Source organism: Aeromonas sp. 75A (assembly GCF_051919425.1).
Lineage (GTDB): Bacteria > Pseudomonadota > Gammaproteobacteria > Enterobacterales > Aeromonadaceae > Aeromonas > Aeromonas veronii.
In genome coordinates this window covers 776,215-787,796 of record NZ_JBQBES010000002.1, presented here as the reverse complement: position 1 = coordinate 787,796, position 11,582 = coordinate 776,215, and the positions used below count along the sequence as shown (strand labels likewise).

The following is an 11,582-nucleotide window of genomic DNA, read 5'->3' as shown; positions in this document are numbered from 1 at the left end:
CTATCCATATGAAAAATAAGTGAAAAACTCTATGACTTGAAAATGACCGCGGGATGTCAGCCAGATGACAGGCTGATGACTTCTGATAAAGCAGTAAGCAAGGGGAGGGGCAGAGGATGGCTATAGGGAGGGCAATAGAGGCTCAACCAACCACTGCGCCTGTCACGGCTGAGTGGTCAGTGAGCACTGTTGGGATGGGGCCTTATTGTCTTACCTCCTGCCCCGCCATCTTGATCCAAAGGGGAGGCAATTAAAGGTTGCCAATTAAGGGTTGCTTAATACCACGCCAATAAGGCATCGAACATGCGGGTATGGGTCACTTGCAGGTTTGCCGCCTTGGTAGAAATGGCTGCGCTATAGAGCTGGACGCCGGGTTCGTTATGACTCTGCACCAGATAGTTTTTATGGCGACAGGTCCCATAGAGAGAGAGGCTTTTTCTCGCGCAGTGGCCGAGAAACAGTACCCCACCAAGGCCGAGCATCAGGCCGGATATATCCAGCAGATTGATATCCATCAGATTGACGGTGGGCAGGGCAAATTGTGCCTCGGCTTGCTGCGTGAGTTCATAGAGTGACACGGCAAACATGGTGCCGCAGAACAACAGTTTGAGGCGGGCGAGGCTGGTTAGTTTGGTCTGCATCACGTCCGGCGAGATAAAATAGAGATTCTCCAGATGCCGTCTCTGCTCTTTGATAAGGATCCCGCGCACATTGACATCAACCTCGACCTGGGTCGATTCGCGATAGACAAATCCCTGTTTTTCCCACTCGTCCGCCAGCATGGCAACCAGCACCGGATAGACGACAATAGCCAGGCCGCAATAAATCGGCAGCGCATGATATCCGCTGGACATCAGTCCAACTGACAATATTGCGAATATATAGGGCGACAGGGCTTTGACTGCAATTGATGATTTCATCGTTATACATCCATAAATAACGCGTTTTATAAGTGCCGATAGCGCACAGGCAATAGTGGCCGCGCCAATAAGCAGCGGCCAAACAGGGCGTTGGTCAGCGGTAATCCATTCTGGCAAATAGTCTGCAACAGCCCTTTGCACAGCAACAGGGAGAAGAGCGCCATAGTAAGCCAAACGAGGCCACTCTGACAGTGACCCGGATGACATAAATCTGTGTGCCGCCGTCGAAATGAAATCATATTTTGTCGCTACTCCGGTTCCTCCATGCAAAAAGCCCCGAGAGCAGAGCGCTTTCGGGGAAGAGGAAAAACATCGACAAGGAATTACAAAGGCAGTGAGTGGGTCAGGCCTGAACCGGATCAGGCATCGACATAGAGCACCTGACCGCTAATAAAGCCATCGACGGAGCGCTCAAACGCCTTGCCGACCAAAGCGCCCGGCACCGGCTGGAAGCCCGGCATCATCTCGCCATATACGTCCCACGCCTCTTCCAGTACGGTCGGGTTGACCACATTGATGCGAATGCCGCGGGGCAGCTCGTGGGCCACGCACTGGACAAAGGTATCGATGGCGCCGCTGGTGGTGGCATCGGCAATGGCCAGCGGGATCGGCTTGATATTGAGGATGCCGGAGATCAGGGTGAAGGAGCCCCCCTGATTGATGTAGTTGAGGCCGATATTGACCAGATTGATCTGCCCCATCAGCTTGCTCTGGATGGTGGTTTGCCACTGCTCGTCGCTCATCTCGCCAAAGGAGGCGTATTCGCAATAGCCGGCGGTATTGACCACCGCATCGAAGGAGCCCACGTTTTGGTAGAGCCGCTCGATAGACTCTCTGCTGGTGATATCCACCTGAAAATCACACCCCTCGCCGGAGCGGCTGGCGGTGATCACCTTGTGCTTGCCCAGACCACTGAGGGCGGCTTGCCCCATTTTCCCCTGAGCACCAATCAGAATGACTGTTTTCATCGTTAACCTCGCTTTGCTGGAAGAGCTGCAAGGTTAGAGAGCCACTGATACAATGTAAATCATGGGTGGTTTGTATGTGATACAACTGAAATTGGTGAGGTTAGGGTGGAGAAGATCGATATCAGGCAGATGCGGGTGCTGGTGCTGCTGGTCAGATACAAGAGTGTATCGCGGGTGGCCGAGCTGCTGGAGATCTCCCAGCAGGGGGTAAGCAGTCATCTGAAAAAGCTGCGCGACGCCTTTCCCGCCGAGCTGTTTATCCGCCAGAGCGCCGGGTTGCAGCCGACCGATTACGCCTGCGAGCTGGCCGCCAGGTTTGAGCAGATCCTGGCCGATATCGACGGGGTCTTTGTAGCTGCCCCCTTCGACCCCGCCAGCAGCCAGCGCACCTTCAGGGTGATGGCCAACGAATATGCCCAGCTCGCCATTATCCCAAGGTTGGCGAGCGCTCTGCGCACTCAGGCACCCTCCATCCGGCTCGATGTGGTGGACTTTCAGGCCGAGCAGCATCTAGAGGCGCTGGCCAGCGGCGAGGTCGATCTGGTGATTGGCTTTGATGCCTATCTCGACCCGGGGTTGCTGCGCGCCACCCTGCGCCGGGATCACTACTGCTGCGTGCTGCGCCGCGACTCTCGATATCTTCCGGACAATGCCCCGCAGGATCTGGCGGCCATCCCCTTTGTGCAGTTCGCCAACAGCGTCGGCAATTTCGAAGGGCAGATGAGCCCGCAGCAGGTTGCCAGCGCGGCGGTGGCGACGCTCCCCTGTTACACCTCGCTGCAAGCCTTTATGTCGGTCAATGATGTTGCGGCCTGCATTCCGTCGGCCATCGCCGCCCTCGGCGATTTTCGCGTGCTGGAGCTGGCCGGGGCGCCGCAGCAGTTCGAGGTGGTGGTCGGCAGACATCGCAAAAGTCAGGGCAATCTCGCCATCGAGTGGCTGGCCGAGGTGATCAAGTCGGTCTGCGATCTTGCCATGCCCGGATAACGTCGCTGTTTGCACAGAGCTGCACACGCCAGCCAGTGCGCTAACGGCAGGCTGGATCTGCGGGACAAATCCTGCGATGGTGCGGGCAGTTATCCGCTTGTCCCGTTATCGAGTGAAAAGGAGTTGAGATGCGCATTGCCATGATTGGTCTGGGGGATATCGCGCAAAAAGCCTATCTGCCGCTGCTTGCCAGCGATGAGCGGGTCACCCCGCTGCTCTGCACCCGGAGTCCATCGGTGCTGGAAAAGCTGGCCCGCCAGTATCGGGTCGCCGAGTGCTTTACCGATGTGGCGGCCATGCTGGCCAGCCGCCCCGACGCCGTGATGATCCACGCCGCCACCGCCGTTCACCGCGAGCTGGCCGAGCAGTGCCTGCGGGCAGGGATCCCCACCTTTGTCGACAAGCCCCTGTGCGACAATCTGGCCGAGGCCGAGGCGCTGGCCAACCTCGCCATCGCGCAAGATTGCGCCCTCTTTACCGGCTTTAACCGCCGCTATCTGCCCGCCATGGCCGAGGCACGGGCCCAGCCGCTCACCGAGCTCAACTGGCAGAAACACCGCTTCGCCCTGCCGGGCAAGGCGCGGGATTTTATGTTCGACGACTTTATCCATGTGCTCGACAGCCTCTGCTTCTATGGCGGCGTGCCGGGCGGCGACTTTCATGCGGTATTGCGACCGGATACGAAGGACAGCAGCCTGTTGGCCGGGGTGAGCGTCAGCTGGCAGAGCGGCGATCGCGCCATCAGCGGCAGCATGAACCGCAGCGCCGGGATCACCGAGGAGCGCATCGATGCCTACGGCGACAATCTCTCCCTGCACCTTGAGAACTGCACCCGTGGCATCATCGCCCGCGACAAGCAGGCCGAGATGCTTGGCCCCAGCGACTGGCAGCCGGCGCTGGCCCAGCGCGGCTTTGCCGCCATGCTGGAGAACTGGTATCAGCAGATTGAATCGGGCAAGGCAGATAGCGAGCTGATCGCCTCCTACCTGCACGGTCACCGGCTGGCGGAGCAGCTGGTCGTACTGGCTGACAAGCGGGGGTAAGGCTGGCTGGAAGCCTGAAATATATGAATGGGAGGTGCGCGAAGGTTGCGCACCAAAAACAACGGGGGCCGCAGTTGCGGCCCCCCGTTGTTATGGGATGAGATGCATGGGATCAGATGCACTTCACCGGTTTGGGCAGGCCGCCAATCTTGGTCGCCTGCTTGGCTGGGCCTTCCGGGAACAGCTTGTAGAGATAACGGCTGTTGCCCTTCTCGGGACCGTACTGCTTCTCCATCGCCTTGACCAGCGCGCGGATGGCGGGGGAGGTGTTGAACTCCAGATAGAAGGCGCGCACAAAGCGCACCACTTCCCAGTGCGGCTCCTCAAGCGTGATCCCCTCCTGCGCGGCCAGCACCAGCGCCAGCTCCTCGCTCCAGTCGTTGCTGTTGAGCAGGTAGCCCTTGGCATCGGTCTCGATGAGTTGGCCGTTGAATTCCAGCTGATGTTTTTCGGACGCAGACATGGGGGCTCCTCGCTAATGGGGCTATCAGGATTGGGCGGGCATGGTAGCGCCTTGATCCCCGGTGAGCAACCGGCTCTCGTTGGCCAGATGCAGCAGCTGATCCGCCAGCTCGCTGATCAGGTTGAGCTGCTGGGTCAGCATCAGCTGCTCCTCGCTGCTATCCGGACTTATCACCGGACACTGACCACCGATGGAGCTGGAGGGGTTGCCTGCCAGATGGCCAGCGGCCTGCTCCAGGGTGTGGCAGATGTGGTGGCGCACCTCATCCAGCCCGCTGATGGCCTCCAGCTTGTCGCGATGGGCCCCCAGCGCCGAGATGTAGGAGAGCAGGGCGTGGTTGCGCCAGGTGAGGGTAAAGCAGAGATCGAGGAAGCGGCGGCGCTTTTGCGGCTCCACCAGCATGCTCTGCCAGGCTGTGGCCAGTTCGCTGTCCGCCAGATGGGCGCTCTTGCGCGCCACCCGATAGTCGATGGACTCGTCCCGCTGCTGCTTGAGGCTCGCCAGCACTGCCGAGAGGTAGCGGGCGTTGGCTGACAGCGAGTTGGCGATCAGGGCCGGCAGCCGCTTGTACTGCCAGTCCGGCCAGAGCCAGGCCACCAGCCCGTAGGAGATCAGGCAGCCGAGCAGGGTATCGAGCAAGCGTGGCCCCAGAATGGCAAAGCCGATGCCATCGAGCAGGTTGAACGCCATCAGCACGTAGAGGGTGATAAAGCAGACCGCGGCGCTGTAGTTGTTGCGCACCTGAGTGAAAAACAGGAAGGCGGCGAGCCCCATCACCACCAGCTGGACGTGCAGCTCGGGGAACAGCCAGAGCACCGGAATGCCCACCAGAATACCGGCGAAGGTGCCGAGCATCCGCTGCACCAGTCGGCGGCGGGTGGCGCTGTAGCTGGGTTGGCAGACAAACAGCACGGTCAGCAAAATCCAGTAGCCCTTTTCCAGATCAAAGGCTTGCAGTATGCCGTAGCCGATCACCAGACCAAGCGACAAACGCAGCGCGTGGCGAAACACCATGGAGTGCAAGGTGAGGTGCTGCTTGAGCTGGGTCAGCAGCGGCAGGCGGGGCGGGCGCGCCAGCGCGGGCAGCTCCTGCTCCGGCTGCTCGGGGTTTTGCAGCACTTCGGCGCTGCCGAGCAGCTGGTTGATGCTGGCCAGATTGCGGCGCAGGAACTTCATCGGCGTCAGCAGGGTTTTCGGGTAGTGCTGTTTGAGATTGGTGAACTCCAGCTGATCGCCAAGGGCCTCCAGCGTCCAGTGGATGCGCTTGTTATGGGCGTAGGGCTTGTGCACCAGAATGGCGTAACCCAGCCGCTGGCACGCCTCGGAGAGCTGCAGGAACACCTCCTGAAATCCTTCCAGTACTATGCCCTGCTTGAGCTCTGCTTCCAGCCGGCTGTAGGGGTAGTGGCTGGAGGTGGCGCGCTCGTGGATTTCCAGCGCCAGCAGGTAGAGGCGCAGCAAGCTGGCAAGCTCGGGGCTCGCCGGATGGCGGCGGCTCAGGCGGGCGTTGAGGGCCGATTTGGTGAGGGTTAGCGCGCTCACCAGATTGATATTGAGCTGGGCCAGATTGTGGCGAATGGCCTGGGCGCCGTGCTCGTCCGCCGGGAAGAAGCGGGATTTTTCCAGCAGGTAGCGACCAAGGGCGAAGTAGCTCTGGGCCAGTTGCTCGTGCAGGGTCTTGTAGGGCAGCAGCCAGAGCCAGATAAACGAGACCAGCCCGTACCAGAGGGCGCCAGCGCCGAGCGCCAGCGGCTGGTAGAAGAGATCCGGCGCCTTGGCGGCACCCAGCATGGTGTAGATGGCGATCAGCAGCGAGCCGAAGCTGATGGTGGCGTAGCGGGCACCGAGCGCCCCCACCATCACGAAGATAAAGGTGGAGCTGGCCAGCCCGATGGCAAACAGCCAGGGGGTGGGGTAGAGATACTGCACACACAGGGACGCGAACATGAAGCAAATCAGCGTCATGGCGAGGTTTTTGAGCCGTCCCCACAGGCTGTCGTCGGTTTCGGCGATGGCGCCCGCCACTACCCCGAGGGAGAGCAGCACGGTGAGCTGGATATTGCCGGTGGCCAGGGTGAAGGCGAGCAGACCGAGAATGGCCAGCAGCACCTTGAGAGCGAAGTAGATGTGACTATCGGTCAGCAGTCGGCGCAGCAGGCCAGAGAGATCCATCGGCATGAGACAGGTGAAACCCTTGATCGAAACGAGAGCGAGATAGTAACCCGCCAAGCGCGAAGTGGCCCTGATCCAAATCAGGGCCACTTCGCTTCATATCCTTGATTTACAACTTATCCTGACAAAAATCGGAGCCAATAAAAACCCCGCCGAAGCGGGGTTTCTGATTAGTTGCGGTTGCCGCCAAGCAGGCTCAGCAGGCTCAGGAAGATGTTGTAGATGGAGACATACAGGGTGACGGTGGCAGAGATGTAGTTGGTCTCGCCGCCGCGCACGATCTGCTGGGTAGTCAGCAGGATGGCACCGGAAGAGAACAGCATGAACATGGCGGACAGGGCCAGGCTCAGGGCGCTCATCTGCAGGAAGATGTTGGCAATCATGGCCACCAGCAGTACCCAGAAACCGACGAACAGCATGCCGCCGATGAAAGAGAGGTCACGCTTGGTAGTCAGGGCATAGGCCGACAGACCGAAGAAGGTGAGCGCGGTGCCGCCAAGGGCGGTCATCACGATCTCGCCACCACCATTGTTCATGTACATGTTGATGATGGGGCCCAGGCTATAGCCCAGCAGACCGGTCAGGGCGAAGGTGAAGACCAGCCCCATGCCGTTGTTGCGATTCTTCTCGGTCAGGAACATCAGACCGTAGACACCGATCAGGAACACGGCCCAGTGCAGCGGCGGCATGTTCATCACGGTAGCGACCCCCGCCACCACGGCAGAGAAGCCCAGAGTGAGGGAGAGCAGCATATAGGTGTTACGCAGCACCTTGTTGGTATCGCGTACGGCACTTTGGGTGCCAGTGTAGATAGAACGGGTATCCATCTTGGGTGTCCTCTTGATGTCCGGGTGAGACGGCGAGCAGCCGCCTCGTGATCGCTGTTTGTTACTGCATGTTTACGCATTGTATGTAGAACAAATAGGGATGACGAGGAACAATTTCAAGCCACCTGCCATTTTGCTCCCGCACACTATCCCACAGGAAATATGTATTGCATATGAACAAGGGCTTAGCGTAGTATGCACGCCGTTCGGAGGGGTGGCAGAGCGGCTGAATGCACCGGTCTTGAAAACCGGCGATGGGCGACCATCCGTGGGTTCAAATCCCACCTCCTCCGCCATATTCAAAGAGAAAGCCCAAGCGATTCAATCGCTTGGGCTTTTTCGTATCTACGGTTTCTGGCCGAAAATGGTCTTGAAAGAAGGCGCCTACAAAGCGCCCCGGCACTTTATGTCCTAGACCAGAATGACCTGCACATTTTTGGCTTTGATCTGCTCGATAACCTCTTTATCCGCATCCTTGCCGGTGATCAGAATGTCGATCTTGCTGGCGGCGCAAAACAGCATACCTGCCCGTTGTCCCACCTTGCTGCTGTCGGCCAGTACCACCAGTCGGCCGACGTGGTTGAGCATCTTCTGCTCCGCCATGGCGGTCAGCATATCCATCTTGTAGAGACCATCGGCGGTGACACCCTTGCCGCTGGTAAACATCCAGTGCCCGGCATAGAGGGAGGAGATCTCGTCCTGCGGTGCCAGGGTGATGGATTGCGATTTGTTGTATTGACCACCGATGATCACCACGCCGTCATGGTCATTCTCGATCAGGTAGTTGGCGAGCGGGAAGTAGTTGGTGATGACCTGAACATCTTGTCCGCAGATCTCCTGACCCAGCACGAAGGCGGTGGAGCCACAGTTGATGACCGCGCTTTCCCCCGGTTTGATCAGGGCTGCTGCTGCCTGTGCGATGCGCACCTTTTCGCTGTGATTGAGGCTTTCATTGCTGTCGAGAGGAGACCAGTGGGCCTTTCTGGCCTGCATCAGGGCTTCGGCCCCGTTGCGCACCTTGCGCAGCTTGCCGGAGTCATTGAGCTTGTTGATATCGCGGCGCGCAGTGGCCGGAGAAATATCAAAGGCTTGCATTATGCTGTTGACCGACAGATGACGTTTCTGATTGAGCAGTTCCAAAATGGCGTTATGGCGATGTGCTTCTGTCATATCATGCCTGATGATGATTGAATCTGATTGGGTGGTGATTATATCGCGCATAGGTGTCGATGACAGCAACCTTGTTAACTCTTCTGATAATGGGCGTTCAGGCGATCGCCAGACCGGCTTGCCGAGCGTGTTCGACCAGTCTCCCCTTGGCCGTTTTCAGGTTGCTGGCCCACTCTTCATCCTTGGCCCACATCTCCAGCACCAGGGGGCCGTTGTAACCGATTTTTGCCAGAGTGTGGAAAATGACGGCAAAGTCGACCTCTCCTTCGCCAATGACCAGATCACGGAACTGCCCGCTGCAACTGGCCGTTACCTTGCGGGTGTCTTTGAGGTGGAGCTGCACGATATGGTCTGCACTCAATTGCAGCTCGGTGCAGGTGTCATAGTTCCAGCCGGTGATATTGCCGACATCCGGGTAGGCCATGAAGTAGGGGGAGGGGATCTGCTTTTTCAGCACCTCGAATTTGCTGAGGGAGTTGAGATAGGGGGTATCCATGATCTCCACACCCAGCATGATGCCTGCCCGCTCTGCCATTTTGGCAGCCGCCTTCATCCCGTCGATGAAGTGGCGGTGGGTCTCATCGCTTTGCGGTTCGTAATAGACGTCATAGCCCGCCAGCTGGATGCAGCGAATGCCGAGCTTGTACGCCAGATTGATCGCTTTTTCCATGATGATGGCCGCCTGTGCGCGGATGGCCGGATCCTGCGAACCAAACGGAAAGCGGCGATGGGCGCTCAGGCACATGGAGTGCAACGGCAAGCTGTGCTGCTCGCACAGGCGTCTGAGCCGATAGATTTCGCTATCTGACCAATCGAGCCGTTGCAGTTTTTCATCTGATTCATCAATGGATATCTCGATGAAATCAAAGCCAAGCTCCTTGGCCGACAGAATTTTCTCTTGCCACTCCAGTGCAGAGGGCATCGCTTTTTCATAAAGGCCGAGGCGTAAGGCATGGTCAAAGTGGTGCATACAAGCTCCTGCATTCAGATAGGGAAATAGCGGTTCAATACCTCGAAGATCCCGCCCTCGTCGTTGCTCTCGCAGGTGACCCTGTTGGCCATCTGTTTGACCTCCTGCTCGGCATTGGCCATGGCGATGCCCATCCCTGCGAGGCAGATCATGGAGGTGTCGTTGTGGTTGTCGCCGATGGCGACCAGTCGCGCCGGGCTGATCCCTTGCTGGTCCAGATAATCCTGCAGTCGCGCTCCCTTGCTGTTGCCGCGGCGGGCAAAATCGACCCGATTGGCCCATGACTGCTCGCCACTGAAGTGTTCGCGTACCCAGGGGTGATGTGAGAAGGCCTGAATGGCGGCGATCTCTCCCTCGGCCACGAACTTCCAGACATGGCTGCTGTTGGCCAGCTCCTCTTCAAACGAGTCAACACTGGCTACCTGCGGCTGGATCGGCGGCGCAAAGCCGCTGGCCCACTGCTGTAGGGCCGCCACGTAACGCACCGGCTGATGAGCGGAGTAGACCATGCGGTCAGTGACATACATGACGAGGTTGAGCCTGTGCTCCCTTGCCAGCGCGATAAAGCGTTGTGCCAGTTCATGGGGAATGGCGTTCTCTGCCAGCACGGCGCGCCGGTCGTAGTCGTAAACGTAGGTGCCGTTGCAGCAGATGATGGGAGTGGTCAGCCCCAGTTCGTGGTGATAGGGGTGGGCGGCTGTGTGGTGTCTGCCGGTGACCAGTATGACGGTGGCCTGCTCCTTGATCCTCATGATGGCCTCTTTGACAGCCGGCATGATGGTGTGAGCACTGGTCAGGGTGGTGCCATCGAGATCGAGGGCCAGGGCGTGATAGCGCATCGTCTGATCTTCTTGTTATCCGGTGAGGTGGGGGTAATAGAGGGGGTGATTGAGATGACAGCTTTGCTGGCCCATCTCCATCACCATCCCTCGTATTACCCGACGTATGACAGGGCGTGCTTACAGGAAGGATTTGTAAGGCAGCTCCGGCTCATCGATGAAGATGTCATCGAACCCGCGCGGGTGCTGGTAGTGCAGCTTGCTCTGGTCGGTCGGGAAGGTGTACTTGCCACCGACTTGCCAGAAGAAGGGGCTGAAGCGATAGCCGAGGCGATCCTTTTTCATGTTCCAGAGCACTTCGATCTCGCGGGGATCGCTTTGGAAGTTGGCCCAGATATCGTGGTGGAACGGGATCACCACCTTGGTGTTGAGGGACTCCCCGGCCCGCAAGATGTCTGATGAGGTCATCTTGTCAGTCACGCCGCGGGGGTTCTCGCCATAAGAGAGCAGCGCCACATCGATCTGGTAGTCATTGCCATGCTTGGCGTAGTAGTTGGAGTAGTGAGAATCACCCGAGTGGTAGAGGTTGCCCCCGGATGTCTTGACCAGATAGTTCACTGCCCGATCATCCATGCCATCCAGAATGCTCTTGTCGGTGGAGGAGACCCCCGCCGGCAGGGTGACCAGCGCGGTACGGTCAAAGGCATCGAGTACCTGGATCACGATATCGCCCACCGGGATCTCGTCACCAACGCGGGCTACCACGCAACGCTCGGCAGGCACCCCCCAGCGCAACCAGAGGTCGACACAGGCTTTCGGGCCGATGAACTTCACATGCTCACCACAGTTTTGCAGCACGGCAGCCGCCACATTGACGTCGATATGGTCGGCATGATCGTGGGTAGCGAGCACTGCATCGATATCTTTAATCCCGAACGGATCGAGCACGAAAGGTGAGGTTCTCAGGTTGGGTTGCAGCTTGCGCACGCCCCCCATCCGCATCATCTGGTGCTGCTTGTTCATGTAGGGATTGCCATGGGTTCGCTTGCCCGTGCCGCACCAGAAGTCGATGGAGATGTTGGTATTGCCGGCAGACTTCAGCCAGATACCGGTGCAACCCAGCCACCACATGGCGAAGGTATTCGGTTTGACCTCTTCCTGCTCAATCTCTTCATTCAGCCAGGTACCCCACTCGGGGAAGGTGCTGAGGATCCACGATTCACGGGTGATTTCTTCAATCTTGCTCATCTCACATACCTTTCTGATTTGGATGGTTCACACAG

The 11,582-nt window shown here is 58.5% G+C and carries 11 protein-coding genes and 1 tRNA gene; 3 read left to right on the top strand and 9 right to left on the bottom strand.

Features of this window, described 5'->3' with window-relative positions:
- Positions 1-275 precede the first annotated feature (275 nt).
- On the bottom strand, positions 276-1,094 hold the full coding sequence (locus tag ACTG2T_RS03460) for a hypothetical protein (protein ID WP_330124111.1): 819 nt from the start codon (positions 1,092-1,094) through the stop codon (positions 276-278).
- Between the two features lie 185 nt (positions 1,095-1,279).
- On the bottom strand, positions 1,280-1,888 hold the full coding sequence (locus tag ACTG2T_RS03455; protein WP_330124112.1) for a short chain dehydrogenase: 609 nt from the start codon (positions 1,886-1,888) through the stop codon (positions 1,280-1,282).
- 105 nt (positions 1,889-1,993) lie between these two features.
- Here ACTG2T_RS03455 and ACTG2T_RS03450 point away from each other — a divergent pair, with 105 nt between their 5' ends.
- Both ACTG2T_RS03450 and ACTG2T_RS03445 read left to right on the top strand, forming a co-directional pair.
- Complete coding sequence (locus ACTG2T_RS03450) at positions 1,994-2,875, top strand: LysR family transcriptional regulator (protein ID WP_330124113.1); 882 nt, start codon at positions 1,994-1,996, stop codon at positions 2,873-2,875.
- Between the two features lie 128 nt (positions 2,876-3,003).
- The gene (locus ACTG2T_RS03445) at positions 3,004-3,918 is read left to right on the top strand and encodes a Gfo/Idh/MocA family protein (protein ID WP_330124114.1); all 915 of its coding nucleotides are present in this window, start codon (positions 3,004-3,006) and stop codon (positions 3,916-3,918) included.
- A gap of 112 nt (positions 3,919-4,030) precedes the next feature.
- Here ACTG2T_RS03445 and ACTG2T_RS03440 read toward each other — a convergent pair whose 3' ends face one another.
- From ACTG2T_RS03440 to ACTG2T_RS03430, 3 genes are all read right to left on the bottom strand, one after another.
- The gene (locus ACTG2T_RS03440) at positions 4,031-4,381 is read right to left on the bottom strand and encodes a TusE/DsrC/DsvC family sulfur relay protein (RefSeq protein WP_019446869.1); all 351 of its coding nucleotides are present in this window, start codon (positions 4,379-4,381) and stop codon (positions 4,031-4,033) included.
- 24 nt (positions 4,382-4,405) lie between these two features.
- The gene (yccS, locus tag ACTG2T_RS03435) at positions 4,406-6,559 is read right to left on the bottom strand and encodes a YccS family putative transporter (RefSeq protein ID WP_330124115.1); all 2,154 of its coding nucleotides are present in this window, start codon (positions 6,557-6,559) and stop codon (positions 4,406-4,408) included.
- Positions 6,560-6,723: 164 nt separating this feature from the next.
- Complete coding sequence (locus ACTG2T_RS03430; RefSeq protein ID WP_005338308.1) at positions 6,724-7,380, bottom strand: Bax inhibitor-1/YccA family protein; 657 nt, start codon at positions 7,378-7,380, stop codon at positions 6,724-6,726.
- Between the two features lie 208 nt (positions 7,381-7,588).
- On the opposite strand from ACTG2T_RS03430, the gene ACTG2T_RS03425 reads away from it, so the two are divergent.
- A tRNA-Ser gene (locus tag ACTG2T_RS03425) sits at positions 7,589-7,676 on the top strand.
- A gap of 115 nt (positions 7,677-7,791) precedes the next feature.
- Here the strand turns inward: ACTG2T_RS03425 and ulaR are convergent.
- From ulaR to ulaG, 4 genes are all read right to left on the bottom strand, one after another.
- Positions 7,792-8,550, bottom strand: a complete 759-nt coding sequence (gene ulaR, locus ACTG2T_RS03420) for an HTH-type transcriptional regulator UlaR (protein ID WP_021229102.1) — start codon at positions 8,548-8,550, stop codon at positions 7,792-7,794.
- Between the two features lie 97 nt (positions 8,551-8,647).
- Entirely contained in the window at positions 8,648-9,520 is an 873-nt protein-coding gene (locus ACTG2T_RS03415; RefSeq protein WP_330124116.1) for an L-ribulose-5-phosphate 3-epimerase, read from the bottom strand.
- Between the two features lie 14 nt (positions 9,521-9,534).
- Positions 9,535-10,359 (bottom strand): Cof-type HAD-IIB family hydrolase, encoded by an 825-nt coding sequence (locus ACTG2T_RS03410; protein ID WP_330124117.1) that lies wholly within the window; start codon positions 10,357-10,359, stop codon positions 9,535-9,537.
- A gap of 120 nt (positions 10,360-10,479) precedes the next feature.
- Complete coding sequence (gene ulaG, locus ACTG2T_RS03405; RefSeq protein ID WP_021229099.1) at positions 10,480-11,547, bottom strand: L-ascorbate 6-phosphate lactonase; 1,068 nt, start codon at positions 11,545-11,547, stop codon at positions 10,480-10,482.
- Positions 11,548-11,582 lie beyond the last annotated feature (35 nt).